General features: G+C 68.7%; 26 protein-coding genes. 19 read left to right on the top strand and 7 right to left on the bottom strand.

Translation table 11 applies throughout. The features are described 5' to 3' along the window. Positions 1-9: 9 nt before the first annotated feature. Complete coding sequence (locus tag FHU31_RS11145; RefSeq protein WP_167158259.1) at positions 10-1,554, bottom strand: 1,4-alpha-glucan branching protein domain-containing protein; 1,545 nt, start codon at positions 1,552-1,554, stop codon at positions 10-12. Beyond that, positions 1,551-2,330, bottom strand: coding sequence for a class I SAM-dependent methyltransferase (locus tag FHU31_RS11150; protein ID WP_167158261.1), 780 nt, complete (start codon positions 2,328-2,330; stop codon positions 1,551-1,553). The genes FHU31_RS11145 and FHU31_RS11150 overlap by 4 nt, the downstream gene beginning before the upstream one ends. Positions 2,331-2,526: 196 nt before the next feature. Here FHU31_RS11150 and FHU31_RS11155 point away from each other — a divergent pair, with 196 nt between their 5' ends. From FHU31_RS11155 to FHU31_RS11195, 9 genes are all read left to right on the top strand, one after another. Then, positions 2,527-3,318: an electron transfer flavoprotein subunit beta/FixA family protein gene (locus tag FHU31_RS11155; RefSeq protein WP_090357020.1), complete on the top strand. Its 792-nt coding sequence runs from the start codon at positions 2,527-2,529 to the stop codon at positions 3,316-3,318. Positions 3,319-3,356: 38 nt separating this feature from the next. Further along, positions 3,357-4,313 carry an electron transfer flavoprotein subunit alpha/FixB family protein gene (locus FHU31_RS11160; protein ID WP_167158263.1) on the top strand — a complete coding sequence of 319 codons (957 nt, stop codon included), beginning with the start codon at positions 3,357-3,359 and terminating at the stop codon, positions 4,311-4,313. A 139-nt stretch (positions 4,314-4,452) separates the two neighbouring features. Beyond that, entirely contained in the window at positions 4,453-5,319 is an 867-nt protein-coding gene (locus tag FHU31_RS11165; protein ID WP_167158265.1) for a GNAT family N-acetyltransferase, read from the top strand. After that, positions 5,316-6,236, top strand: coding sequence for a lysophospholipid acyltransferase family protein (locus tag FHU31_RS11170; RefSeq protein ID WP_167158267.1), 921 nt, complete (start codon positions 5,316-5,318; stop codon positions 6,234-6,236). The genes FHU31_RS11165 and FHU31_RS11170 overlap by 4 nt, the downstream gene beginning before the upstream one ends. 56 nt (positions 6,237-6,292) lie before the next feature. After that, on the top strand, positions 6,293-7,477 hold the full coding sequence (locus FHU31_RS11175; RefSeq protein ID WP_167158269.1) for a cysteine desulfurase family protein: 1,185 nt from the start codon (positions 6,293-6,295) through the stop codon (positions 7,475-7,477). Next, positions 7,477-8,544 carry a tRNA 2-thiouridine(34) synthase MnmA gene (gene mnmA / locus FHU31_RS11180; RefSeq protein WP_167158271.1) on the top strand — a complete coding sequence of 356 codons (1,068 nt, stop codon included), beginning with the start codon at positions 7,477-7,479 and terminating at the stop codon, positions 8,542-8,544. Before FHU31_RS11175 ends, mnmA begins: the two co-directional genes overlap by 1 nt. 54 nt (positions 8,545-8,598) lie before the next feature. Continuing rightward, a complete protein-coding gene (locus FHU31_RS11185; protein WP_167158273.1) occupies positions 8,599-9,612 on the top strand; it encodes a uroporphyrinogen decarboxylase/cobalamine-independent methonine synthase family protein in 1,014 nt (337 codons plus the stop codon). Positions 9,613-9,662: 50 nt separating this feature from the next. After that, positions 9,663-10,337, top strand: a complete 675-nt coding sequence (locus FHU31_RS11190) for a hypothetical protein (protein ID WP_167158275.1) — start codon at positions 9,663-9,665, stop codon at positions 10,335-10,337. A gap of 62 nt (positions 10,338-10,399) precedes the next feature. Beyond that, positions 10,400-11,311 (top strand): alpha/beta fold hydrolase, encoded by a 912-nt coding sequence (locus FHU31_RS11195; protein ID WP_167158277.1) that lies wholly within the window; start codon positions 10,400-10,402, stop codon positions 11,309-11,311. A gap of 13 nt (positions 11,312-11,324) precedes the next feature. Here FHU31_RS11195 and FHU31_RS11200 read toward each other — a convergent pair whose 3' ends face one another. Beyond that, entirely contained in the window at positions 11,325-11,723 is a 399-nt protein-coding gene (locus FHU31_RS11200; RefSeq protein WP_167158279.1) for an MmcQ/YjbR family DNA-binding protein, read from the bottom strand. Positions 11,724-11,789: 66 nt separating this feature from the next. Here FHU31_RS11200 and FHU31_RS11205 point away from each other — a divergent pair, with 66 nt between their 5' ends. Beyond that, positions 11,790-12,395, top strand: a complete 606-nt coding sequence (locus FHU31_RS11205; protein WP_167158281.1) for a class I SAM-dependent methyltransferase — start codon at positions 11,790-11,792, stop codon at positions 12,393-12,395. A gap of 42 nt (positions 12,396-12,437) precedes the next feature. Beyond that, the gene (gene ligA / locus FHU31_RS11210; protein ID WP_263988030.1) at positions 12,438-14,498 is read left to right on the top strand and encodes an NAD-dependent DNA ligase LigA; all 2,061 of its coding nucleotides are present in this window, start codon (positions 12,438-12,440) and stop codon (positions 14,496-14,498) included. Here the strand turns inward: ligA and FHU31_RS11215 are convergent. After that, positions 14,495-15,145: an ACT domain-containing protein gene (locus FHU31_RS11215; RefSeq protein WP_167158285.1), complete on the bottom strand. Its 651-nt coding sequence runs from the start codon at positions 15,143-15,145 to the stop codon at positions 14,495-14,497. The genes ligA and FHU31_RS11215 overlap by 4 nt on opposite strands. Positions 15,146-15,284: 139 nt before the next feature. Here FHU31_RS11215 and gatC point away from each other — a divergent pair, with 139 nt between their 5' ends. From gatC to gatB, 4 genes are read left to right on the top strand one after another with little or no spacing between them, the layout of a single operon-like run. After that, positions 15,285-15,614 (top strand): Asp-tRNA(Asn)/Glu-tRNA(Gln) amidotransferase subunit GatC, encoded by a 330-nt coding sequence (gene gatC / locus FHU31_RS11220; protein ID WP_167158287.1) that lies wholly within the window; start codon positions 15,285-15,287, stop codon positions 15,612-15,614. Further along, the gene (gatA, locus tag FHU31_RS11225; protein WP_167158288.1) at positions 15,611-17,092 is read left to right on the top strand and encodes an Asp-tRNA(Asn)/Glu-tRNA(Gln) amidotransferase subunit GatA; all 1,482 of its coding nucleotides are present in this window, start codon (positions 15,611-15,613) and stop codon (positions 17,090-17,092) included. The genes gatC and gatA overlap by 4 nt, the downstream gene beginning before the upstream one ends. 18 nt (positions 17,093-17,110) lie before the next feature. Continuing rightward, positions 17,111-18,142, top strand: coding sequence for an ATP-dependent 6-phosphofructokinase (locus tag FHU31_RS11230; RefSeq protein WP_167158290.1), 1,032 nt, complete (start codon positions 17,111-17,113; stop codon positions 18,140-18,142). A 24-nt stretch (positions 18,143-18,166) separates the two neighbouring features. Next, complete coding sequence (gene gatB, locus FHU31_RS11235; RefSeq protein WP_167158292.1) at positions 18,167-19,669, top strand: Asp-tRNA(Asn)/Glu-tRNA(Gln) amidotransferase subunit GatB; 1,503 nt, start codon at positions 18,167-18,169, stop codon at positions 19,667-19,669. A 15-nt stretch (positions 19,670-19,684) separates the two neighbouring features. On the opposite strand, the gene FHU31_RS11240 is transcribed toward gatB, so the two are convergent. Next, positions 19,685-20,815 carry a PQQ-dependent sugar dehydrogenase gene (locus tag FHU31_RS11240; RefSeq protein ID WP_167158294.1) on the bottom strand — a complete coding sequence of 377 codons (1,131 nt, stop codon included), beginning with the start codon at positions 20,813-20,815 and terminating at the stop codon, positions 19,685-19,687. Positions 20,816-20,964: 149 nt separating this feature from the next. Between FHU31_RS11240 and FHU31_RS11245 the strand changes: the two genes are divergently transcribed. Beyond that, on the top strand, positions 20,965-21,786 hold the full coding sequence (locus tag FHU31_RS11245) for a DoxX family protein (protein ID WP_409371225.1): 822 nt from the start codon (positions 20,965-20,967) through the stop codon (positions 21,784-21,786). Positions 21,787-21,802: 16 nt separating this feature from the next. Here FHU31_RS11245 and FHU31_RS11250 read toward each other — a convergent pair whose 3' ends face one another. After that, positions 21,803-22,144 (bottom strand): PH domain-containing protein, encoded by a 342-nt coding sequence (locus FHU31_RS11250; protein ID WP_167160916.1) that lies wholly within the window; start codon positions 22,142-22,144, stop codon positions 21,803-21,805. A gap of 328 nt (positions 22,145-22,472) precedes the next feature. Between FHU31_RS11250 and FHU31_RS11255 the strand changes: the two genes are divergently transcribed. From FHU31_RS11255 to ilvC, 3 genes are read left to right on the top strand one after another with little or no spacing between them, the layout of a single operon-like run. Then, positions 22,473-24,323, top strand: a complete 1,851-nt coding sequence (locus FHU31_RS11255) for an acetolactate synthase large subunit (protein ID WP_167158296.1) — start codon at positions 22,473-22,475, stop codon at positions 24,321-24,323. Positions 24,324-24,354: 31 nt separating this feature from the next. Beyond that, the gene (gene ilvN / locus FHU31_RS11260; RefSeq protein WP_167158298.1) at positions 24,355-24,861 is read left to right on the top strand and encodes an acetolactate synthase small subunit; all 507 of its coding nucleotides are present in this window, start codon (positions 24,355-24,357) and stop codon (positions 24,859-24,861) included. Between the two features lie 51 nt (positions 24,862-24,912). After that, positions 24,913-25,926 carry a ketol-acid reductoisomerase gene (ilvC, locus tag FHU31_RS11265; RefSeq protein WP_167158299.1) on the top strand — a complete coding sequence of 338 codons (1,014 nt, stop codon included), beginning with the start codon at positions 24,913-24,915 and terminating at the stop codon, positions 25,924-25,926. A gap of 72 nt (positions 25,927-25,998) precedes the next feature. Here the strand turns inward: ilvC and FHU31_RS11270 are convergent, their stop codons facing one another. Further along, complete coding sequence (locus FHU31_RS11270; protein WP_167158301.1) at positions 25,999-26,424, bottom strand: hypothetical protein; 426 nt, start codon at positions 26,422-26,424, stop codon at positions 25,999-26,001. Positions 26,425-26,444 lie beyond the last annotated feature (20 nt).

The following is a 26,444-nucleotide window of genomic DNA, read 5'->3' on the forward strand; positions in this document are numbered from 1 at the left end:
CGCAAGCGCTCATCGCGGCAACCTCCTGGCGTCGAGTGCGCCGAAGAGTCCGTCGGCGCGGTTCCAGTCATCGGCTAGGCGCTGGGCGTGATCACGACGGCCCGACGCCAGCGCCCCGGCGATCTCGCGGGTGGCGTGCGCATGCAGATGGGCCCGGTAGCGGGCGTATTCGGCCGCCGAGTCCTTGCTGACCATGAACGGCCAGTCGCTGGACACCGTGAGCAGGGTTTCGCGCAGGATCTGGTCGGCCACCCGGTCGCGGGTGTGTGGCGCGTCGGTCTGGTCCAGCGCCTTGTCCACCGCGGCCAGTGCGGTGTCGACCACCTCGGCGTTGAGGCGCACCAGGTCGGCCACCTTCTCGCCGTTCCAGACTTGCCAGTTCTTGCCGGAACCCCAAGAGCTGGGCGGCAATTCGACCGGCGCGCCGACGAACCCGTCCGTGATGGCGTCGGACAGCGTGCCGACCCGGACGCCGGCCTCGGGCAGTGCCCGCAGCAGTCGCTCCAGCCACAGCGGGCCCTCATGCCACCAGTGACCGAACAGTTCGGTGTCGAAGGCGGCCACCACATGCGCCGGGCGCCCGGTGCGGTCGGCCTCGTCGATCAGCCTGCGCCGCACCACCTCCACGAAATCGGCCACATGAGTGTCCACCGCACGATCGGCGCGCTGCGGGTCGTAGGGGGCTTTCTCGGCGGAGGGCACGTTGCGGCCGGTGACCCGTGCCGGCTTGAGGCCGGTCAGGTGGTCGTACGTGTGGAAGTCGCGGTAGGCGGCGTGCCCCGGGTAGCCGGATTTCGGTGACCACACCCGGTAACTGACCTGCAGATCGCGGCCGAAGGCGACGACATTCGACGTGCCGACCGGACGGCCCACCGCCGTGTCACCGTGCAGGGACGGGCCGTCGACCATGAAATGACTGACACCGGCTGCGGCATAACCGGTTTCCATCCCCGGCGCATAGGCGCACTCGGGGGCCCAGATGCCGGTGGGGGTGTGAGCGAACCGGTACTGGGCGTCGGCCAGGCCCTCGCGCAGCGCGAACTCGCGCAGCCGCGGGTTCAACAGGGGCTGGAACGGGTGGGCCAGCGGGCCACCGAGCAGTTCGATGGTGCCGGCGTCGATGAGCTGACGCAGCAGTGGGCTGGCACCGTGGGCCCACAGCGAGGTGAATTCGTCGAGGGCGCGCTCGGCCGCTTCGAACTCATGAATGCCGAACTGGCGCATGGCTTCTGGGGCGGCGAACGCGGTGCCCGAGGCGACGGTGGTGGCCTCCAGGGCGCGCAGCTGCCAGTTGGCCAGCCAGTGGTGCATCCCGGTCAGGCAGTACGGGTCGTCCAGCTGGGCGGTGACCACCGGGGTCATGCCGAGGCTGACCAGATGTCCGCGCCCTTCGGCGGCCAGCGTGCGCAGCACCCGCATCAGCGGCAGGTACGCCGCCGCCCACGACTGGTAGAGCCACTCCTCACCGACCGGCCAGCGGCCGTGGTGGGCCAGCCACGGCAGGTGGGTGTGCAGGACCAGGGTGAACAGGCCCGGGGTCTGCTCCCCACTCATGGTCTGATCGCGATCGCCACCAGGTCCAGGCTGTCATCGATGGGGCGCGCGTCGGTCAGATCGAAATCGTCGCTGCACACCGCGGCGACATCGGCCAGCAGCTCGGCAGACCACGGCGCGTCGGCGACCGCGCGGGCGATCTGCGCGTCGATGATCGATCCGCCGTGCCGGGCGTCGATGGCCGACAGGCCCGCACCGTGAAAAACCCCGAGCATCGCCTCCATCGCGAAGCCGCCCTCGGTGAGCAGTTCGGTCAGCTCGTCGGCATTGAGCTCGCGGGTGTGGAACGGGTTGAGCGGCGTATCGCGACCGGGGGAGAAGGTGATCCGGTTCGGGGTGGACATCAGCAGCACACCGCCGGGCCGGAGGACCCGGAAACACTCGGCCACGAACTGGCCCTGATCCCAGAGATGCTCGATGACCTGGAAGTTCACCACCACGTCCACGGAGGCGTCGGCCAGGGGCAGGTTGGCGAGATTCCCCAGGTGCATCTGCACCCGCGGGTAGCGGGCGCGGATGTGCGCCACCGCGGATTCGTCGTAGTCCACCCCGATGACCTGGCGGGCGACACCGGCGATGAGGTCGGCGCCGTATCCCTCCCCGGGGCCGGCCTCCAGAACGTCGAGACCGGCGCAGCGCTCGGCGAGGCGCTGGTAGACGACCTCGTGCCGGCGAAACCAGTAATTCTCCTCGGCGAGGCCGGGGATGGTGCGTTCACCGGTCAGCGGCAGTGACGGCTGCGCGCCCGGGTTGTCGACCGAACCGAATGTGCTCATTGGAAGGCAGGCTAACCCGTGATGACGTGTTCGCGAACGGATGCCCGGCGACTGTGGGGTCTGAATGAGTGGATTGACCAGTTATGGTGTCCTTGCGCGCCGTCGAAGTTACCGACCAGTAACCTGGTGGCCGTTACGCAATACGTGATATGCCCAGGCCGGCTGCCGGCCTCATCGAGGAGGACGAACCACAGTCATGACGAACATCGTGGTCCTGATCAAGCAGGTCCCTGACACCTGGTCGGAGCGCAAGCTCACCGACGGCGACTTCACTCTCGACCGGGAAGCGGCCGACGCCGTTCTCGACGAGATCAATGAGCGCGCCGTCGAGGAAGCGCTGCTGATCAAGGAGCGTGAGGGCGGCGACAGCACCGTGACCGTGCTCACCGCTGGTCCCGAGCGTGCCACCGAAGCCATCCGCAAGGCCCTGTCCATGGGTGCCGACAAGGCGGTTCACCTCAAGGACGACGGTCTGCACGGTTCCGATGTCGTCCAGACCGGCTGGGCCCTGGCCCGCGCGCTGGGCACCATCGAGGGCACCGAGCTGGTCATCGCCGGCAACGAGGCCACCGACGGCGTCGGCGGCGCGGTTCCCGCGGTCATCGCCGAGTACCTCGGCCTGCCGCAGCTGACCCACGTGCGCAAGCTGAACGTCGAGGGCGGCAAGGTCACCGCCGAGCGTGAGACCGACGAGGGCGTCTTCGGCCTCGAAGCGACATTGCCGGCCGTGGTCAGCGTGAACGAGAAGATCAACGAGCCCCGCTTCCCGTCCTTCAAGGGCATCATGGCCGCGAAGAAGAAGGAAGTCACCGTCCTGACGCTGGCCGAGATCGGTGTCGAGGCCGACGAGGTGGGCGTGGCCAACGCCGGCACCAAGGTGCTGTCGTCCACCCCGAAGCCGCCGAAGACCGCGGGCGAGAAGATCACCGACGAAGGCGAAGGCGGCACCAAGATCGCCGAGTACCTGGTCGCCCAGAAGTTGATCTAGTAGCTGACCCCCTCAGACACACACTTAAGGACATATTCATGGCTGAAGTACTTGTGCTCGTCGAGCACGCCGATGGTGCGCTGAAGAAGGTCAGCACCGAACTCATCACCGCCGCCCGTGTGCTGGGTGAGCCGTCTGCCGTCGTGGTGGCCGGTCCCGGCATCGCCGCCGGCCTGACCGACGGCCTGAAGGCCGCCGGTGCCGCCAAGATCTACGTTGCCGAGTCGGCCGATGTGGACAACTTCCTGGTCACCCCGAAGGTCGACGTGCTGGCCGCGCTGGCCGAGTCGGCTGCGCCGGCCGGTGTGATCATCGCCGCCACCGCCGAGGGCAAAGAGGTCGCCGGCCGGCTGGCCGCGCGTCTGGGGTCGGGTCTGCTCGTCGACATCGTCGAACTCAAAGAGGGTGGCGTCGGCGTGCACAGCATCTTCGGTGGCGCGTACACCGTGGAGGCCCAGGCCACCGGCGAGCTCCCCGTGATCACCATCCGTCCGGGTGCCGTCGAGGCCGCCCCGGCCGACGGGGCCGGCGAGGTCGTCAACGTCGAGGTCCCGGCCCAGGCCGAGAATGCGACGAAGATCACGTCTCGCGAGCCGGTCGTCGGTGGCGACCGTCCGGAGCTCACCGAGGCCAGTGTCGTGGTCGCCGGTGGCCGCGGTGTCGGTAGCGAGGAGAACTTCAAGGTCGTCGAGGAGCTCGCCGATTCGCTCGGCGCCGCCGTCGGTGCCTCGCGCGCCGCGGTGGACTCGGGCTACTACCCGGGTCAGTTCCAGGTCGGTCAGACCGGTAAGACCGTGTCGCCGCAGCTCTACATCGCGCTCGGCATCTCCGGTGCCATCCAGCACCGGGCCGGTATGCAGACGTCCAAGACGATCATCGCGGTCAACAAGGACGAAGAGGCACCGATCTTCGAGATCACCGATCTCGGCATCGTCGGCGACCTGTTCAAGGTGACCCCGCAGCTCACCGAGGCCGTCAAGGCTCGCAAGGGCTAGTTCGTCAGCGCCAGCGAAACTGCCCCGAAACCTCGGTTTCGGGGCAGTTTTGCGTCTGCGAACGGTGTTCACGTGGCGTGCACAGACACGTCACGCCTGCGATGCCACCTCGAGACCCGGCTGAGCGACCGTGCTGACTATGAGCACCGCATCTGTACTCATACCGGCCGATGACACCGATCAGATGACCGCTGGGGGTTCTGGGGCCTCCGTGGCCCACGGACCGCGCTACACCCTGTTGCTGTCCACCGACGCCGACGATATCGACGCCGCGCAGCGTCTGCGCCACGAGGTGTTCACCTCCGAACCCGGCTTCACCCTCACGTCGGCGAGCCCCGGCTTCGAGGAGGGCCGCGACGCCGACCGCTTCGACCAGTTCTGCGATCACCTGCTGGTGCGCGAGGACGGCTCCGGTGACCTGGTCGGCTGCTACCGGATGCTGCCGCCGCCCGGCGCCATCGCGGCAGGCAGCCTTTACACCGCCACCGAATTCGACGTCCGGGCGCTGGACCCGCTGCGTCCGTCGCTGGTGGAGATGGGGCGCGCGGTGGTGCGCGCCGATCACCGCAACGGCGGTGTGGTGCTGCTGATGTGGGCCGGCATCCTGGCCTACCTGGACCGCTGCGGCTACGACTACGTCACCGGCTGTGTGTCGGTGCCCACCCATGTGGACGGCGAGGTGCCGGGCAGCCAGCTGCGTGGGGTCCGGGACTTCGTCCTGCGCCGCCACGGCGCGCCGGAGGAGTTCACCGTGCGTCCGTACCGGCCGGTGGTCATCGACGGCCGCAGCCTCGACGAGATCGAGCCGCCCGCCCGGGTCAGCGTGCCCGCCCTGATGCGCGGCTACGTGCGCCTGGGCGCCGAGGTGTGCGGTGAACCCGCGCACGACCCCGACTTCGGCGTCGGTGACTTCCCGGCGCTGCTGGACAAACGCAAAGCCGACGTGCGGTACCTCAAGCGTCTGCGATCTGTGTCACAAGCCGGCGAGATGGGCGGCCGAGCATGAGCACACCGCACTCGTGGCTCCCGCAGGCCTCCTGCGACGCCAGTTGTATGCACGCCGGGTCCGCGCCGGTGGGCCCCCGGCCGTTGGTGTGGTTGCGGACCACGTTCCGGGTCACCGCGGCCCTGCTGCTGATCCTGGCGGTGCCCTTGCTGGCGGTGCCCCTGCCCGGCCGTTCCCACGTCCAGCGGGCTTACTGCCGGCTGATGCTGCGCTGTATCGGGGTGCGAATCACCGTGTCCGGTGGGCCGATCCGTAACCTGCGCGGCGTTCTGGTGGTCAGTGGGCACGTGTCCTGGGTGGACATCTTCGCGATCGGTGCGGTGATGCCGGGCTCGTTCGTGGCGCGGGCCGATCTGATCGACTGGCCCGCACTCGGTGCGCTGGCCCGGATCATGAAGGTCATCCCCATCGAGCGGGAGAGCCTGCGCCGGCTGCCGGCCGTGGTCAGCGCGGTCGCCGCCCGGTTGCGCAACGGGCAGACCGTCGTCGCCTTCCCGGAGGGCACCACCTGGTGCGGACTGGGTTACGGCGAGTTCCGGCCGGCGATGTTCCAAGCGGCGGTGGACGCCGCGCGACCCGTGCAGCCGCTTCGGCTGACCTACCACCACCGCGACGGCAGCCCGTCCACGGTGCCGGCCTATATCGGCGACGACACGCTGCTGGCATCGATCCGGCGCCTGGTCACCGCCCGGCGCACGGTGGTGCACGTGCGGGTGGAATCGCTGCAGCTGCCGGGGACCTCCCGCCGCGATCTGAAAGCCCGGTGCGAGGCCGCCGTGCGCGGGGACGCGGGTCGGCGTGCGCACGGGAAGGCTTCAGGGGCGAGCGGAGCGACGGGGAAGGCTTCAGGGGCGAGCGCAGCGACGGGGAAGGCTTCAGGGGCGAGCGCAGCGACGGGGGAGATCGTGGCGGCCTGACCAGCCTGGGCTGCGCGGGCAGGCGGCCGCCGGATGGCGGTTATCCTGGACAGGCTATGACCGCCGTCTACCTCGACCACGCCGCCACCACCCCGATGCACCCCGCTGCCATCGAGGCGATGACCGCCGTGCTCGCGACGGTCGGTAACGCCTCCTCGCTGCACACGGCGGGGCGTGCGGCACGGCGTCGGATGGAGGAGGCGCGCGAAGCGCTGGCCGGTGTGCTCGGCGCCCGGCCGTCGGAGGTCATCTTCACCGCAGGCGGCACCGAAAGCGACAACCTCGCGATCAAGGGCATCTACTGGGCTCGCCGCGCGGCCGAGCCGCAGCGGCGCCGGATCGTCACGACGCCGGTGGAGCACCACGCCGTGCTCGATGCCGTCGAATGGCTGGTGGAACACGAAGGTGCCGAGGTGACGTGGCTACCGGTCACCGCCGACGGTTCGGTGTCACCCGAGGCGTTGCGCGCCGTGCTCGCCGAGCATGAGGATGTCGCGCTGATCACGGCGATGTGGGCCAACAACGAGGTGGGGACCATCCTGCCGGTCGCCGAATTGGCCGCTATCGCAGCGGAATTCGATATACCGATGCACAGTGACGCGATTCAGGTCGTCGGGCACGTTCCGGTCGATTTCGCGGCCAGTGGACTGTCGGCGCTGTCGATCGCCGCGCACAAGTTCGGCGGACCGACCGGGGTGGGGGCGCTGCTGTTGCGCCGCGATACCGCGTGCGTGCCCTTGCTGCACGGCGGCGGACAGGAGCGCGATGTCCGCTCGGGCACACCGGATGTGGCCGGTGTGGTCGCGATGGCGGCCGCGGCGAAGGTGGCGGTCGATGATCTCGAGGCGGGCGGTGCCCGCGTGCGGGCGCTGCGCGACCGGTTGATCGACGGGGTGCGCGCCACCATCGAGGATGTGGATGTCAACGGTGCGCTCGGGGACGGCCGGCTGCCCGGTAACGCGCACTTCACGTTTCGCGGTTGTGAGGGTGACTCGCTGCTGATGTTGTTGGATGCCAAGGGAATCGAGTGTTCTACCGGCTCGGCGTGCACGGCCGGGGTGGCCCAGCCTTCGCATGTGCTGCTGGCGATGGGCGCCGATCCGGCCACCGCCCGCGGGTCACTGCGACTGTCGCTGGGACACACCAGCACCGATGCCGATGTCGACGCCGCCCTGGACGCGCTGCCCGCCGCGGTGCAGCGGGCGCGGGCAGCGGCGCTGGCCAGCGCGGGGGTGCTGTGATGCGCGTCCTGGTCGCGATGAGCGGCGGAGTGGACTCCTCGGTGGCGGCGGCTCGGATGGTCGACGCCGGTCATGATGTCGTCGGGGTCCATCTGGCGCTGTCCAGCACGCCGGGCACCCTGCGCACGGGATCGCGCGGGTGCTGTTCGAAGGAGGACGCCGGGGATGCGCGTCGCGTCGCCGACATCCTCGACATTCCGTTCTACGTCTGGGATTTCGCCGACCGTTTCAAAGAGGACGTGATCGACGATTTCGTCGACTCCTACGCACGCGGTGAGACCCCGAACCCGTGCGTGCGGTGCAACGAGAAGATCAAGTTCTCCGCGCTGTCGGCGCGGGCGCTGGCGCTGGGCTTCGACGCGGTGGCGTCCGGGCACTACGCCCGGTTGTCCGACGGCCGGCTCCGGCGTGCGGTGGACGCCGACAAGGATCAGTCCTACGTGCTGGCCGTGCTGACGGCCGATCAGCTGCGGCACGCGCTGTTTCCGATCGGGGACACCCCCAAGCCGCAGATCCGCGAGGAGGCCGCCCGGCGTGGGCTGGCGGTGGCCGACAAGCCGGACAGTCACGACATCTGCTTCATCCCGTCCGGTGACACCCAGGCGTTTCTCGGGGCCAAGATCGGCATCCGGCCCGGTGCCGTCGTCGACGCCGGCGGCGCGGTGCTTGCCGAGCATGACGGGGTGCACGGTTTCACCATCGGTCAGCGCAAGGGCCTGGGCATCGCCGGACCGGGTCCCGACGGGGCACCCCGCTACGTCACCGGGATCGACGCCGCGAGCGGCACCGTGCGCGTGGGTCCGGCCACCGACCTCGACATCTCCACCCTGCGCGGCGAGAAGCCGGTGTTCACGTCCGGCACGCCGTTCGTCGGGCCGGTCGAATGCGTGCTGCAGGTGCGTGCCCATGGCGGTCTGGTCGACGCCGTCGTCGAGGTGCGCGACGGTGAGCTGCACGCCGACCTGCGGACCCCGCTGCGCGGTGTGGCCGCCGGCCAGACGATGGTGCTCTACCGGCCGGATCCGGCCGGGGACGAGGTCCTCGGCAGCGCGACCATCGCGCGCTGACGCTCAGCGAGGCCCGCATTCCCGCAGGTTAAGCCATCGAATACTGTTGGCCGCGTGAGTATTTTCGGCACTGCGACCGGTATCGGATCCTGGCCCGGCACGTCCGCGCGCGAGGCGGCCGAGGTGATCGTCGGCGAACTGCACGCGCTGCCGCACCTCGCCGAACTGCCCGGCCGCGGAATCGGCGCCGATCTGATCGGTCGGGCGGGCGCCCTGCTGGTCGATATCGGTATCGACACCGCCCCCCGCGCCTACCGCATCGCCCCTGGTCGCAGCGCCGTACAGCGTCGTGCGGCGAGCCTGCTCGACGAGGATGTCGACGCGCTGGAAGAGGCCTGGGAGAAAGCCGGACTACGCGGCGTCCAGGGACGCACGGTCAAGGTGCAGGTGCCCGGACCGATCACCCTGGCCGCGCAGCTGGAGCTGTCGAACGGGCACCGCGCGATCACCGACGCCGGCGCACTGCGCGATCTGGCCGCATCCCTGGCCGAGGGGGTCGCCGTGCACCGTGCCACCGTGGCTCGGCGCATCGGGGCCGAGGTGGTGGTCCAGTTCGACGAGCCGACGCTGCCCGCGGCGTTGGCCGGCCGGCTCAGCGGGGTGACGAGCCTGTCCTCGGTGCATCCCGTCGACGCGCCGGTGGCGGGCGCGTTGCTCGACGAATGTGCCCGACGCGTCGGCGGTGCCGTCGTCGTGCATTGCTGTGCTCCCGACCTCCCGTGGAAGCTCTTGCGGGACAGCGTCATCGATGCCGTGGCCGTCGATGTCGCGGTGTTGGGCGCGGCAGATCTGGATGGGGTCGGGGAGTTCGTGGAATCCGGCCGCACGGTACTGCTGGGCGTCGTCCCGTCCACCGCGCCGACCACGCGGCCCACACCGGATCAGGTGGCGGCCGCCGCGGCGAAGGTCACCGACCGGTTGGGGTTTGCGCGCGCGGTACTGCGCGACCGGATCGGCATCACACCGGCGTGCGGCCTCGCCGGCGCCACCGCGGACTGGGCGCGGACCGCGATCTCGCTGGCGCAGAAGGCCGCGGACGGACTGCATCAGGATCCCGACGCGATCTAGCCCGCAAACATCGCTTCGCAGTATGGTGAGGTTCGAACGCGGGGGAGACTGTGGATCGAGCGAAGCGGGCCGTAGCAGCGAGCGCCACCGCGCTCGCCGCCTTGGTGCTGGTCGGCGGGCCGTCAGCGACCGTCGCGGCAGCCGCGCCGGGCGATTCGAGTCATTCGCACGGCGGCCAGCACGGCAACCGTGGTGGCGGCCATGGCGGTGAGCGTGGGCCCCGCAACGTTTCCGGTTACGGTCGAGCCGCCGATACCGCCACCGTCAGCCGCGCGCCGCAGACCGCGGCGAGTACCGGCGATTCCGAGCGGTCGACCGCGGCACCGACCCCGTCCATCGCTGGGGCGCGGAGCTCCTCCGGTTCGGATATGCCCCCCGCGGCACCGGCTTTCGTCGCCCCGGAGGTGACCTTCGGGGATGGCCGCACCCCCGGGGACGGGGCGCGCCAACCGGTCGTCTCGGCGCCGCAGCCCGGTGTCGCGATCGCCCTGCCGCCGGTGGTGATGGCGGTACCCGCGCCGCTCGGCATTGCGCCCGCGCCGGCACCGCCGAGTGCGCCGCTGGACCTGTCTGCCCTGCACGGCTGGGACTCCGCCCGGCCCGGGCAGCCGATGACCTCGTGGTTCGGTCTCGCCGGCCTGCTGCTGATCCCGCTCGCCGGTGCGGCACTCGGTTACCGGCAGGCCCGCGCCGCCAAAGCCGCGTCCAACCTGGCCATTCGCTGACGGGTTCGGGAAAAATCCGCATCAGTCGATACCATCGGTACCGGATAACGTAGGTTGGGCCCATGGAGAACCCGCCCGATCTGCCCGGCGTGCAGCACCGCTATCTCGATCTCGGCGACGGCGTGACGATTCACGTCGCCGAAGCCGGTCCCGAAGACGGACCGCCGGTGATGCTGGTGCACGGGTTCCCGCAGAACTGGTGGGAATGGCGACGCCATATCGCGCCGCTGGCCGCCGACGGCTACCGGGTGTTGTGTCCCGATCTGCGGGGGGCCGGGTGGAGCTCGACTCCGCCGGGGGATCACTACTTCAAGAACGACCTGGCCGATGACCTGGCCGGTGTCGTCGATCGTCTCGGTGTCGGCCCGGTCCGGCTGGTCGCCCACGACTGGGGCGGTCCGGTCGCGACCATCTTCATGCTGCGCCATCCGGAGAAGGTGGCGTCGTTCATGGGCATCAACACCGCGGTGCCCTGGCTCAAACGAGACCTCACGGCCTTGGCCAACATCTGGCGGATGTGGTACCAGATTCCGATGATGCTCCCGGTCATCGGACCGCGGGTGATCGCCGATCCGAAGATGCGGTTCTTCCGGCTCCTGGGTTCGTGGGTGGGCGGTGACTTCGAAACCCCGCAGGAGGACATGGATTTCTACCGGGCGTGCATGTCGCGGCCGGCGTACGCCCTGGCCGGCTCGAAGTGGTACCGCACCTTCCAGACCCGGGAGGCGGCGCGGTGGATGCGCGGCGAATACGACCGGTACCACGTCACGGTGCCGGTGCGCTGGCTGCACGGCACCGAGGATTCGGTGCTGACCCCGGAACTGCTGCGGGTGCTGCCCGAACACTGCTCGAACTTCGACCTCGAATTGGTGCCCGGAGCGGGACACTGGATCATCGAGGAACGCCCGGAACTGGTGCTCGACCGGTTGCGCACCTTCCTGACCCTGGGTGCCGACGCGGGTAAACCTGCCTGAACGAGGTTGCTGCTCAATCTGTTTCGTCGAGCTGGCGGATCAACTTCTTGGATGCCACGAGCCGGAATGAGGCGTCGACGAGTTCGCGGACCTCGGCCCAGTCGACCTTTCCCGCGGTCAGATCCAGGCCCAGCCAACCGAACGGCCCCATGTAGGCGGGGAAGAAGAACCGGCTGTCCGCCTCCAGTGCGCGGCGATCGGAATCGTCGACCTTGACCAGGAGTGAATAGGGATAGGCGACCATCCCGTCGGTGCTCTTGAGGTTGCCGCCGAACATCGCGAACATCTTCGGCGCGCAGAACACGGGCCGGCCCCATGAGACCTTCTCGAACGCGGCGGGAAAGCCCAGCGCGATCTCGCGGACCTCGGCCAGTCCGAAGTCGTCATCACTGAACATCACGGGGTGCGGCACGGGGAGCAGTCTATTCCGCGGGCCATTGAGTTAGGCTTACCTTACTTACGCAGATGAGGAGGTTGTATGCCCACATCGTGGCTCGACACCGTGGTGCGCCAGACCCGGCGCGTCAGCGATATGCCCTACCCGCACTGGGCCTCGATCTTCCTGAACAACCCGGTCCGGCGCGTCATCGGCCGGCCCGGCACCGTCATCGACGGGCTGATGCTCGGCGGTGACGAGCGGGTGCTGGAGATCGGACCCGGCCCGGGCTACTACAGCACCGAGATCGCCAAGCGGGTGCCGCACGGGCGCCTGCATCTGTTCGACGTGCAACCGCAGATGCTGGGCAAGGCACGCCGCGCGGTCGAGGCCGCGGGCTGCCGGAACGTCGAATCCCATTCCGGCGATGCCGGCGCCGGGTTGCCGTTCCCGGAGGCCACCTTCGATGTGGCGTTCCTGGCGGCGGTGCTCGGTGAGGTACCCGACAAGGAGATCTGCATCCGTGGGCTGGCGCGGGTGCTGCGCCCGGGTGGGCTGCTGGTGTTCGTCGAAGGATTCGGGGACCCGGACCGCCAGAGCGTGCAGACTCTGCGTGAACTGGTCGAGCCGCACGGTTTCGTGTTGCAGGGTTGGGAGGGCACCACCTGGCGCGATGTGGTGCGGTTCCGGCTCTGGCCGCCGCTGTGAGCCGGCAAAGAGGTGTCAGCGCCCTCGACTAGCCTCTTGAGCGTGAGCTCTTCCGACTCTGAGGTACGCGGCCGTTGGCAGGAACTGGCCGAGGAGGTGCGGGGGCATCAGTTCCGGTACTACGTCAAAGACGCGCCCATCGTCTCCGACGCCGAATTCGACACGCTGCTGCGCGAACTGGAGGCCCTGGAGGAGGCGCATCCCGAGTTGCGCACCCCCGACTCGCCGACCCAGCTGGTCGGCGGTGCCGGCTTCGCCACCGACTTCGCCTCCGCCGACCATCTGGAACGGATGTTGTCGCTGGACAACGTGTTCGACAGCGACGAACTGTCGGCATGGGCGGCCCGGATCAGCGCCGAGACCGGTGAGAACACCGAGTATCTCTGCGAATTGAAGATCGACGGTGTCGCGCTCGCGCTGGTCTACCGCGACGGCAGGCTGGTGCGTGCGGCCACCCGGGGCGACGGCCGCACCGGTGAAGACGTCACCCTCAACGCACGCACCATCGAGGACATCCCCGAACGGCTCACCGACTCCGAGGAGTTCCCGCTGCCCGCGGTCCTCGAGGTGCGCGGTGAGGTGTTCTTCCGGCTCGCCGATTTCGAGGACCTCAACGCCGGTCTGGTGGCCGAGGGCAAGCCGCCGTTCGCCAACCCGCGAAACAGTGCCGCCGGGTCGTTGCGCCAGAAGAACCCGGCCGTCACCGCCCGGCGCCGCCTGCGGATGATCTGCCACGGGCTGGGCCTTGTGGAAGGTACGACGTTCGCCTCGTTGCACGATGCCTACCGCGCGCTCGGTCAGTGGGGGCTGCCCGTCTCGACGCACACCACCCGCGTGCAGGGCATCGCCGCGGTCGCCGAGCGGATCTCCTACTGGGGTGAGCACCGGCATGACGTCGAACACGAAATCGACGGCGTGGTGGTCAAAGTCGACCAGGTGGCGTTGCAACGCCGGCTCGGTGCGACATCGCGCGCACCGCGCTGGGCGGTGGCCTACAAGTATCCGCCCGAAGAGGTCACCACCAAACTGCTCGACATCAGGGTCAATGTCGGCCGCACCGGCCGGGTCACCCCGTTCGCCTATATGGAGCCGGTCAAGGTCGCCGGATCCACCGTCGGACTGGCCACCCTGCACAACGCCTCCGAGGTGAAGCGCAAGGGCGTGCTGATCGGCGACACCGTGGTGATCCGCAAGGCCGGTGACGTCATCCCCGAGGTGCTGGCGCCGGTGGTCGACCTGCGCGACGGTACCGAACGCGAATTCGTCATGCCCACAACATGTCCCGAGTGCGGCACCCCCCTGGCGCCGGCCAAGGAGGGCGACGCCGACATCCGCTGCCCCAACACGCGCAGTTGCCCGGCGCAGTTGCGCGAGCGCGTGTTCCACGTCGCGGGCCGCGGTGCCTTCGATATCGAAGGGCTCGGGTACGAAGCGGCGGTGGCGCTGTTGGCTGCTGGCGTGATCGATGACGAGGGCGACCTGTTCACCCTGACGGCCGACGATCTGTTGCGCACCGATCTGTTCACCACCAAGGCCGGCGAACTGTCCGCCAACGGCAAGCGGCTGCTGGCCAATCTGGGCAAGGCCAAATCCCAGCCGCTGTGGCGTGTCCTGGTGGCGCTGTCCATCCGCCATGTGGGGCCGACGGCGGCGCGCGCGCTGGCCGGTGAGTTCGGCAGCCTCGACGCGGTGATGGCGGCCTCCGAGGAGCAGCTCGCCGCGGTCGAGGGGGTCGGCCCGACCATCGCCGCCGCCGTGATCGAGTGGTTCACCGTGGACTGGCACCGGGCCATCGTCGACAAGTGGCGCGCCGCAGGGGTGCGGATGGCCGACGAACGCGATGCGGGCATCGAACGGACGCTGGAGGGACTGTCCATCGTCGTCACCGGGTCGTTGACCGGGTTCTCGCGCGACGAGGCCAAGGAGGCCATCCTGGTGCGTGGCGGCAAGGCGGCGGGCTCGGTGTCGAAGAAGACCGCCTACGTGGTGGCCGGGGACGCCCCGGGGTCCAAGTACGACAAGGCCATCGAACTCGGAGTGCCGGTTCTCGACGAGGACGGCTTCCGCGCACTGCTGGAGAACGGTCCGGCGCCGGCGGGCTAACGCAAGATGGTGGCCACGATGCCGGCCAGGTAGCCCAGCCGCGCGACCTCCGACGGCCGGAAAGCGGGCCCGCCCGGGCGGCCCAACAGGACCGCGGTGCCGTGATCGCCCAGCGGGGCGGCGGCCAGGGTGGTGTCGATATCGCGCCAGACCTGAGGCACCCACGGCGCGCTGCCATCGAGGACCGCGGCATGCTCGATCGGCAGCCAGGGCGCGGTCTGCGCAAGCGTTTCGGGCGCCCCCGGGCTGCCGACGACGGTCTCCAGCCCGCCGCCGGTCAGCCGCACGACGCTGCACCAACCCACGCGCAACACCTTCGGGGCCTCGTCGGCGAGCATCTGCAGCTTGTCGGCCGCCGCGGCGATGTGGTCGATCAGCTCGAGTTCGCGGTGCGCCTCCAACAGCCCGGTATGCGGCCGGATGCTGTCGACGTAGACGCCCTGGATGTGTTCGGCGGCCGTGATCAGCGAATCGGGCATCGCACCGACCGGCAGGTCGACGACCAGATCGTCGATGGCGTAGCCCGCTCCGCGCTCGACGACGTCGAGGGACAGGATGTCGGCGCCCACCGAACCGAGCGCGACGGCCAGCGAGCCGAGGCTGCCCGGTCGGTCCTCCAGCTGGACCCGCAGCAGATATGACGGCACGCGTGACACCTTGTCACAGCGGCAGGTGCGCGGCGAACCGGCGGGGGAGAGCGCAGCGACCGGGGGATGACCCGGCGGGCAGGAGCGCAGCGACCGGGGGATGAAAAGGGGTGGAGCGCAGCGACTAGGCTTTCCAGTCGTGTCACAGATCTCCCGGGACGAGGTAGCCCACCTTGCGCGGCTGGCCCGGCTCGCCCTCACCGAGGGCGAGTTGGACAGTTTCGCCGGTCAGCTCGACGCCATCCTGGCCCACGTCGGCCAGATCCAGTCCGTCGACGTCACCGGCGTCGAAGCCACGGACAATCCGCTGTCGCGGCGGCCCGGACAGGGGGAGTCGGGTGGCTACGCCAATGTGACGAGGCCGGATGAGGTCGTGCCGAGCCTCACCCAGGACCAAGCCCTTGCCGCCGCCCCGCGCGCCGAGGACGGTCGCTTCGCGGTGCCCCGCATCCTGGAAGAAGAAGAATGACCGAGTTGATCCGCGAGAACGCCGCCACGCTGGGCGCCAAGATCGCCGCGGGGGAGGTCACCTCGACCGAGGTCACCACCGCGCACCTGGACCAGATCGCCGCGACCGATGAGCGCTATCACGCGTTCCTGCACGTCGGCGCCGAGCAGGCCTTGGCCGCGGCCGCCGAGGTCGACCGTCAGGTCGCCGCCGGTGAGCCGCTGCCGTCGCCGCTGGCCGGGGTGCCCCTGGCCCTCAAAGACGTCTTCACCACGATCGATGCGCCGACCACCGCCGGATCCAAGATCCTGGAAGGCTGGCGGTCACCGTTTGACGCGACGGTCACCGCGAAGCTGCGGGCGGCCGGTATCCCGATTCTGGGCAAGACCAACATGGACGAGTTCGCGATGGGCAGCTCGACCGAGAACTCCGCGTACGGTCCCACCCGCAACCCGTGGGATGTCGAGCGGGTGCCCGGCGGCTCCGGCGGCGGCAGCGCCGCCGCGCTCGCGGCGTTCCAGGCCCCGCTGGCCCTCGGCAGCGACACCGGTGGCTCGATCCGCCAGCCGGCCGCTCTCACCTCGACCGTCGGCGTCAAGCCGACGTACGGGACCGTCAGCCGGTACGGGCTGATCGCCTGCGCGTCATCGCTGGACCAGGGCGGGCCGTGCGCCCGCACGGTGCTCGACACCGCGTTGCTGCACCAGGTGATCGCCGGCCACGACCCGCGCGACTCCACGTCGATCGACGTCCCGGTGCCCGATGTGGTGGGCGCCGCCAAGGCCGGCGCTCAAGGCGATCTGAAGGGTGTGCGGGTCGGCGTCGTCAAACAGCTGAGCGGCGAGGGCTATCAGGCCGGCGTGCTGACGTCGTTCCACGCCGCCGTCGAGCAGCTCACCGCTCTCGGCGCGGAGGTGATCGAGGTCGACTGCCCGAACTTCGACCACGCCATGGCGGCTTACTACTTGATCCTGCCCTCGGAGGTGTCGAGCAACCTGGCGCGCTTCGATGCCATGCGCTACGGCCTGCGGGTCGGCGACGACGGCACCCACAGCGCCGAAGAGGTCATGGCGCTGACCCGGGCCGCCGGGTTCGGGCCGGAGGTCAAGCGCCGCATCATGATCGGCACCTACGCGCTGTCGGCGGGCTATTACGACGCCTATTACAACAAGGCCCAGAAGGTCCGCACGCTGATCGCCCGCGATCTGGACCGGGCCTACGAGAAGGTCGACGTCCTGGCCACCCCGGCCACTCCGTCGACGGCATTCCGCCTCGGGGAGAAGGTCGACGACCCACTGGCCATGTACCTGTTCGACCTGTGCACCCTGCCGCTCAACCTGGCCGGGCACTGTGGCATGTCGGTGCCGTCGGGATTGTCGGCCGACGACGGGCTCCCGGTCGGACTGCAGATCATGGCCCCCGCCATGGCCGATGACCGGCTCTACCGGGTGGGTGCGGCCTATGAGGCGGCTCGGGGATCGCTGCCGACCGCGCTGTAAACGGGTTAGATAGGCGGCATGCGTATTGGCGTGCTGACTGGTGGTGGTGACTGTCCGGGGCTGAATGCCGTGATCAGGGCGGTGGTGCGGACCTGCGACCAGCGTTACGGATCCACGGTGGTCGGGTTCCTGGACGGATGGCGCGGCCTGCTGGAGGACCGACGGATCCAGCTGGCCAACGATGATCGCAACGACCGGCTGCTGGGCAAGGGCGGCACCATGCTGGGCACCGCACGGGTCAATCCCGACAAACTGCGGGCCGGTCTGGACCAGATCAAGCAGACGCTGGAGGACAACGGCATCGATGTGCTCATCCCGATCGGTGGGGAGGGCACACTGACCGCGGCGCACTGGCTGTCCGAGGAGAACGTGCCCGTGGTCGGGGTCCCGAAGACCATCGACAACGACATCGACTGCACCGACGTCACCTTCGGCCACGACACCGCACTGCAGGTGGCCACGGACGCCATCGATCGGCTGCACAGCACGGCGGAGTCGCACCAGCGGGTCATGCTCGTCGAGGTGATGGGCCGGCACGCCGGCTGGATCGCGGTGAACGCGGGCCTGGCCACCGGCGCACACATGACCCTGATCCCCGAGCAGCCCTTCGATGTCGAGGAAGTGTGCCGGCTGGTCAAGAAGCGGTTCCAGCACGGCTCCTCGCACTTCATCTGTGTCGTCGCCGAGGGCGCCAAACCCGCCGAGGGCACCATGCAGCTCCGGCAGGGCGGCCTCGACGAGTTCGGCCACGAGCGATTCACCGGTGTGGCCCAACAGCTGGCCCTTGAGGTGGAGAAGCGCATCAAGAAGGAGGTGCGCGTCACGGTGCTCGGCCACGTGCAGCGCGGCGGCACCCCGACGGCGTATGACCGGGTGCTGGCCACCCGGTTCGGCGTCAACGCCGCCGACGCCGCCCATGCCGGTGAGTTCGGCATGATGGTGTCGCTGCGCGGGCAGGACATCGGGCGGGTGCCCCTGGCGGACGCGGTGCAACAGCTCAAGCTGGTGCCGCAGAGCCGCTATGACGACGCCGCGGAATTCTTCGGCTGAGCTGCCCCCATTAGGATCGACGGCATGTCTGTCGATACCGCCGAACTCCTGGATTACGACGAGGTCATCGCCGCTTTCGATCCCGTCATGGGGATGGAGGTGCACGTCGAGCTGTCGACCGCGACGAAGATGTTCTGCGGTTGTGCCAACCAGTTCGGCGGCGAGCCCAACACGCAGGTGTGCCCGGTGTGCCTGGGTCTGCCCGGCGCGCTGCCGGTGCTCAACGGGTCGGCGGTGGAGGCGGCGATCCGGATCGGGCTGGCGCTGAACTGCGAGATCGCGCCGTGGGGCCGGTTCGCGCGGAAGAACTACTTCTACCCGGATCAGCCGAAGAATTATCAGATCTCGCAGTACGACGAACCGATCGCCGTCGACGGGTATCTGGACGTCCCGCTGGACGACGGCACCACCTTCCGCGTCCAGATCGAGCGTGCGCACATGGAGGAGGACACCGGCAAACTGACCCACCTGGGCAGTGACACCGGCCGGATCTCCGGGGCGACCACCTCGCTGGCCGATTTCAACCGCGCCGGGGTGCCGCTGATCGAGATCGTCACCCGGCCGATCGAGGGCACCGGAGAACGCGCACCGGAGATCGCCCGCGCGTATGTCACGGCGTTGCGTGATCTGCTGCGCGCACTGGACGTCTCTGATGTGCGGATGGACCAGGGTTCCCTGCGCTGCGATGCCAACCTGTCGCTGAAACCCAAGGGCGCCAGTGAATTCGGTACCCGCACCGAGACCAAGAACGTGAACTCGCTCAAGAGTGTCGAGGTGGCGGTGCGCTACGAGATGCGCCGCCAGGCCGCGGTGCTGAGTGCCGGGGGCACCGTCACCCAGGAGACCCGGCACTTCCACGAGTCCGGCCACACCACACCCGGGCGCAGCAAGGAGACCGCGCAGGACTATCGCTACTTCCCGGAGCCGGACCTGGAGCCGATCGCGCCCGGTGCCGACCTGGTGGAGCGGCTGCGCACCACCATCCCGGAGCTTCCGTGGTTGGCGCGCAAGCGGATTCAGCAGGAGTGGGGCGTCTCCGACGAGGTGATGCGCGACCTGGTGAACAACGGTGCCATCGATATGGTGGCCGCCACCGTCGCGCACGGCGCCTCCAGCGAGGCCGCACGTGCGTGGTGGGGCAACTTCTTGGTGCAGAAGGCCAACGAGATCGGGGTGGCGGTATCCGATTTGGCCATCACGCCCAAGCAGGTGGCCGCGGTGGTCGAACTCGTCGACGGCGGCAAGTTGTCGAACAAGCTGGCCCGCCAGGTGGTCGAGGGCGTGCTCGCCGGCGAGGGCGAACCCGAGCAGGTGATGAATGATCGCGGACTTGTCGTGGTGCGCGATGATTCACTGATCCAGGCCGCGGTCGACGAGGCCCTGGCCGCCAATCCCGATGTCGCCGACAAGATTAGGGCCGGCAAAGTGGCTGCGGCAGGCGCAATAGTCGGCGCGGTGATGAAGGCCACCAAGGGCCAGGCCGACGCCGCGCGGGTGCGCGAACTGGTGATCGCCGCGTGTAGTTAGGTCAGCCCGCCGTCGTCACGTCTTGTCGGCGTTGCTGCGCGGGAAGCCGCCTCCCGACGGGAACAGCGGGAACACCACGTCGTCGAGTTTTTCGGCGTCACCTGAGGTCTTGTTGATCGTGCCGCCCCAGACGTTGCCGTCCGGGGACACCGCGAGCCCCCAGGCGTGGCCGTGCTGATCCTGGCGCACCACCTCGGGCTCACCGGTCACCGCTCCGGTGTCGGGGGCCATCCGCACGGCGACGGTCTGTTTGGTGTTCACCAGATTCACCAGGACGGCGCCGTCGAGGGCGGCGCAGCCGGCCACCCCGGGCCGGTCCGGCCAGGACCACACCGTGGACACCTTGGAGTCCTTGGTGATCTTCTGCAGGCGATCGGCCGTCGGGGTGCGATCGGTGATGTAGAGCGACCCGTCGGCCGGATCGGTGCACATCGAACCGGCCGCGCCCATCCCGGACAGGGCGGTGGTGGGCGGGGCCTGGTCGACGGTGGTGGGTTGCTCGATGCGCAGGATCTTGCCCGCCAGCGAGGCCGGGTCGTTGGCCAGCGCCGGGTTCCCGGCGTCACCGGTCTGGACCACCAGCGTCGTCGGGCTGGTGAAGATCAGCGATCCCGCGTTGCCGGTGGTGCCCTTGGGGATTCCGGTCAGCAGCGGCTTGGGCACATCTCCGTCGGCGATGCGGATGACCCGGTTGTCGGTCGGGGTGCTGACGTAGGCGTACATCAGCCGGTCCTGTGAGTAGGTGGGGGACAGCACGATGTCGAGCAGGCCGCCGTCGCCGGACGGGTCGACGGGGATGACGACCTTGACCTTCGGTTCGGCCTTGGTCGACACGGTCTTGACCGCGCCCGTCGTGCGTTCGGCCACCAGTGCGGACTGGCTGTCGGGAAGCATGATGAGGCCGCTGGTGCTCTCCAGGCAGCCCTGCATCACACCGGGGGCGGGGCACTCCTTGGGAAACGGCGCACCCGGCAGCGGCGGGGGAGGCGGCGGCGACGACGAGGGCGGGGCCTCCATTTGTGGCTCGGTGGTGAACGGCTGCGACTGGGCATCGTCGAACCGGGCGCATCCGACCGCTGCCACCATCACCGTGCACAGCACCGCAGCGCCTCGAAGCGCCGTCAGCGTAGGCCCGCCCTGTCTCATGCAGGCCAGACTACGGATGGATGCGCCGAACGCGCCAAGAAGGTGTCGGTCGCAACCCTGTGTCACGAGTGTGTATCGGTGTGGATACGTGCGCGTTTGTGTCGCGCCAATACCGAGTTACGGCGTGTCTTGCATTTACCCTGGCAACCGTGACCGCTGAACCTCATGGCATGGCCGACTGGCAACGGCCGGCGTCGGCCCGGCTGGTCGACCCTGAAGACGACTTGCCCTCGTCGACGTACGGGGGCGATTTCGAGACGACGGCCATCCCGCGGTACGACACCGAGGGTTCCGCCAAACCGGAGCAGTCCGGTTATTCGCTGCTCGGCGAACCCGAACCCCTGCCCTATGTGTCCCCGGCGACGCCGAACCCCTACGCGGCCGCGCCGGCGGTGCCGACCGAGATCGGACCGCACGACGCCGACCAGCGCATCCGCGCGGCGGGTCGGCGCGGCACCACCGACCTGGGCCTGTTCCTGCTGCGTGCCGGGCTGGGTGTGCTGCTCGTCATCCACGGACTGCAGAAGGCGTTCGGTTGGTGGGGTGGGGCGGGCCTGAGCGGTTTCGAAGGTTCGCTCAACGAGCTGGGCTATCAGCACGCCGGCCTGATCACCTATGTCGCCGCGGGCGCGCAGGTCGGCGCGGGCGTGCTGCTGGTGCTCGGGCTGTTCACGCCGCTGGCCGCCGCGGCCGCGCTGGCGTACCTGATCAACGCGCTCCTGGCCGCCATCGCCGCGGCGCCCGACCACAGTTTCGTCAGCTTCGTCGTACCGTCGGGCCATGAGCACCAGGTCACCCTCGTTGTGGTGGCGGCGGCGCTGACGCTGACCGGTCCGGGACGCTACGGGCTGGATGCCGGCCGGGGCTGGGCTCGTCGGCCGTTCGTCGGCTCGTTCCTGGCGCTGCTGCTGGGGATCGGTGTGGGCGTCGGCTTCTGGGTCCTGCTCAACGGCGCCAATCCGATCGCCTAGAGCTCACGCCTAGGACTCATTCGTACGGGTTGGGCACCCGGCCACCACTGGCCGCGGTGAGCAACGGCAACGTCGAGAAGGTCACTGCGGGCAGGACGATCTCACTGCCGGCGGTGAGACGTGCTCGCGCCCAGGAACTCCTGGTGAACCGCAGGCCGTCGATCTCTTCCCAGCGCACCGTGCGGCTGCCCAGCAGCGTGCGCACCCGCACGTGATCCCGGTCGGCCACCGTGCGGTACCGGAAGATGGCCACCGCCAACAGGATCGGCATGATCAACAGCACGGCGGCATAGCCCGGCCACGCGAAGATCAGGGCGAGCAGACCCAGGGTGAAGAAGCCCACCCCGAAATAGGCCATCGGGGAGATGCGGATGACGACGTCGGTCTGCGCACGAGCGGAACTCACCACGCCATCTTTGCACCGTGCCCGCCTCGCGAATCCGGGCGTCCGGGACCGGTCAGGGCAATTTGACCTTTGACCAGTGCGCGGGCTACCGTCACTTGTTATGCAGAAGTCCGAGATTTCCGTAGTACTTGGTTGGCGCGTTGATGCCGCGCTGGCCCTCACTCGGGCATAGCACACAGCATCGACGCGCCAACCCTCGTACAGCGGACTCCGCTGACGGGGGTTTTTTCTTGCCCAAGTACCAGAACCGACAGATAACCAACCCGACGAAGAGGACATCGTGAGCGCTCCCACCACGCGGCCCCCCGAGCCCGCCCAGCGCGCAAACTCACCCGTGGCTGCGGCCAATCCCGTGACGCAGCCGAAACATGTTGCGCCCGTTGAACTCACCGGCGCGCAGTCGGTGGTGCGTTCGCTGGAAGAGATCGGCGTCGAGGTGATATTCGGTATCCCCGGCGGAGCGGTCCTGCCGGTCTACGACCCGCTGTACGACTCGATGAAGCTGCGCCATGTCCTGGTGCGGCACGAGCAGGGTGCCGGGCATGCCGCCAGCGGCTACGCCCACGCCACCGGCAAGGTCGGTGTGATGATGGCCACCTCGGGTCCCGGTGCCACCAACCTGGTCACCCCGCTGGCCGACGCCCAGATGGACTCCATCCCGGTGGTCGCCATCACCGGGCAGGTCGGCCGCGCCCTGATCGGCACCGACGCCTTCCAGGAAGCCGATATCACCGGCATGACCATGCCGATCACCAAGCACAACTTCCTGGTGCGCGACGGTGACGACATCCCGCGGGTGATCGCCGAGGCCTTCCACATCGCCCAGTCAGGGCGACCCGGCGCGGTGCTCGTCGACATCCCCAAGGACATCCTGCAGGGCCAGTGCACCTTCTCCTGGCCGCCGGTGATGGACCTGCCCGGCTACAAGCCGAACACCAAGCCGCACAGCCGCCAGGTGCGCGAGGCCGCCAAGCTGATCGCCGGGGCCCGCAAACCGGTGCTCTACGTCGGTGGCGGCGTCATCCGCGGTGAGGCGACCGCCGAACTGATGGATCTGGCGGAGCTGACCGGCATCCCGGTGGTCACCACCCTGATGGCCCGCGGTGCGTTCCCGGACAGCCACCCGCAGCACATGGGTATGCCGGGCATGCACGGCTCCGTCTCCGCGGTCGCCGCGCTGCAGAAGAGCGATCTGCTGATCGCACTGGGCACCCGCTTCGATGACCGGGTGACCGGCAAGCTGGACTCGTTCGCCCCGGATGCCCTGGTCATCCACGCCGATATCGACCCCGCCGAGATCGGCAAGAACCGGCATGCCGACGTGCCGATCGTGGGCGATGTCCGCAACGTCATCACCGATCTGCTGGAGGTGCTGCGCCGCGACGGCACCAACGCGGCGTCGCTGAAGCTGGACAACTGGTGGGAATACCTGTCCAGCATCAAGTCGACCTACCCGCTGAGCTACGGCCCGCAGAGCGACGGCAGCCTGAGCCCCGAGTTCGTCATCGAGAAGCTGGGTCAGATCGCCGGACCCGACGCGCTCTACGTCGCCGGTGTCGGCCAGCACCAGATGTGGGCCGCCCAGTTCGTCAAGTACGAGAACCCCAAGACGTGGCTGAACTCCGGCGGTCTGGGCACCATGGGCTTCGCCGTCCCGGCGGCCATGGGCGCCAAGTTCGGCCGGCCCGAGGCCGAGGTGTGGGCCATCGACGGCGACGGCTGTTTCCAGATGACCAATCAGGAACTGGCCACCTGCGCTATCGAGGGTGCGCCGATCAAGGTCGCGCTGATCAACAACGGCAACCTGGGCATGGTGCGGCAGTGGCAGACGCTGTTCTACGAGAAGCGGTACAGCCAGACGGATCTGTCGACGCACAGCCGCCGGATCCCGGATTTCCTGAAGCTGGCCGAGGCGTTGGGTTGCGTCGGATTGCGTTGCGAGCGTGAAGAAGACGTCGAAGACGTGATCAACCAGGCTCGTGCCATCAACGACCGGCCGGTGGTCATCGACTTCGTCGTCGGCAAGGACGCCCAGGTGTGGCCGATGGTCGCCGCCGGTACGAGCAACGACGAGATCCAGGCCGCCCGCGGAATCCGGCCGCTGTTCGACTCCGAAGAAGGGCACGCGTGATGAGCGCGTGCGCGAAGAACCGAGGAATCTGATGACCATCTCCACCCACACCCTGTCGGTGCTCGTCGAGGACAAACCCGGCGTCCTGGCGCGTGTCGCCTCGCTGTTCTCCCGGCGCGGATTCAACATCCAGTCCCTGGCCGTCGGCGCCACCGAGCAGAAGCACCTGTCCCGGATGACCATCGTCGTCCAGGTCGAGGACTTCCCGCTCGAACAGGTCACCAAGCAGCTCAACAAGCTGATCAACGTGATCAAGATCGTCGAACAGGACGAGGCTGCGTCGGTCTCGCGCGAGCTCGCGCTGATCAAGGTGCGCACCGATGCGACCACCCGCAGCCAGGTGATTGAAGCGGTCAACCTGTTCCGTGCCAAGGTGGTGGATGTGTCCACCGAGTCGCTGACCATCGAGGCCACCGGGACGCCGGAGAAGCTCGAGGCGTTTCTGCGGGTGCTCGAGCCGTACGGTATTCGGGAAATCGTGCAGTCCGGCATCGTCTCGCTGTCGCGCGGACCGCGCGGGATCGGCACCGCCAAATAGCTTCCATCGACACAGCTTCAACACGACCGAAAACAAGAGAAGGAAAAGTAAGTGGCAATCGAACTGTTCTACGACGACGACGCGGATCTGTCGATCATCCAGGGCCGCAAGGTCGCGGTGATCGGCTACGGCAGCCAGGGCCACGCCCATTCGCTGTCACTGCGTGACTCGGGTGTGCAGGTCAAGGTCGGCCTGAAAGAGGGCTCGAAGTCCCGCGTCAAGGTCGAGGAGCAGGGCCTGGAGGTCGACACCCCGGCCGAGGTCGCCAAGTGGGCCGACGTGATCATGCTGCTGGCGCCCGACACCGCGCAGGCCGAGATCTTCAAGAACGACATCGAGCCGAACCTGGAGGACGGCAACGCGCTGTTCTTCGGCCACGGCCTGAACATCCACTTCGGCCTGATCAAGCCGCCGGCCAATGTCACCGTCGGCATGGTCGCCCCCAAGGGCCCGGGCCACCTCGTGCGCCGGCAGTTCGTCGACGGCAAGGGCGTGCCGTGCTTGATCGCCGTCGACCAGGACCCCAAGGGTGAGGGCCAGGCGCTGGCGCTGTCCTACGCGTCGGCGATCGGTGGCGGGCGTGCCGGTGTCATCAAGACCACCTTCAAGGAAGAGACCGAGACCGACCTGTTCGGTGAGCAGGCCGTGCTGTGCGGCGGCACCGAGGAGCTCATCAAGACCGGGTTCGAGGTCATGGTGGAGGCCGGTTACGCCCCCGAGATGGCGTACTTCGAGGTGCTGCACGAGCTCAAGCTCATCGTCGACCTGATCTACGAAGGCGGCATCGCCCGGATGAACTACTCGGTGAGCGACACCGCCGAGTTCGGTGGCTACCTGTCGGGCCCGCGGGTCATCGACGCCGACACCAAGAAGCGTATGCAGGACATCCTCAAGGACATCCAGGACGGCACCTTCGTCAAGCGTCTGGTCGCCAACGTCGAGAACGGCAACACCGAGCTCGAGGCCCTGCGTAAGGCCAACGCCGAGCACCCGATTGAGGTCACCGGCAAGAAGCTGCGCGACCTGATGAGCTGGGTCGACCGGCCGATCACCGAGACCGCCTAGGCTCTCCCAGCCCAACGGCCAGTTATTGCACGACGAACTCGAAAGAGCGTGCAATAACTGGCCTTTCGGCGTTCATGGGGTGGCTTCGTGGCCGTCGCGGCCCTTGGTGCGACGGTCCTCTTTCATCTCCGCCTCGTACACGTGACGCTTGCCGTCCATGAGGTCGTCCCGGACCCGTTTCTCGTGCGCACGCAGGCGCGACCAGTAGTCGTCGTCGAATTCCTCGACCACCTGGAATGTCCAGCGGCCCCGGATGACGTTGCGGCCGACCATATCCTCGGCCAACCGGTCGGCGACTGCACCGTGCCCGGCCGCGCGCAGCTCGTCGCATGCCTGCCCGAGCAGCAGGTCGGCGTGACCCATCAGCTGGTGAAACGAGTACAGGTGACCCCGCGCCCGTTCCACGTACTCGAGGGCTTCGGACACCTTGCCGACGGCCGCCACCGTCGCATCACCGGTACCCGGCGGCCGGGCATGCGCATCGTCGAGAGTGCTCACCGCAGGGGTATACCCACAAT

The organism is Mycolicibacterium fluoranthenivorans (assembly GCF_011758805.1).
GTDB lineage: Bacteria > Actinomycetota > Actinomycetes > Mycobacteriales > Mycobacteriaceae > Mycobacterium > Mycobacterium fluoranthenivorans.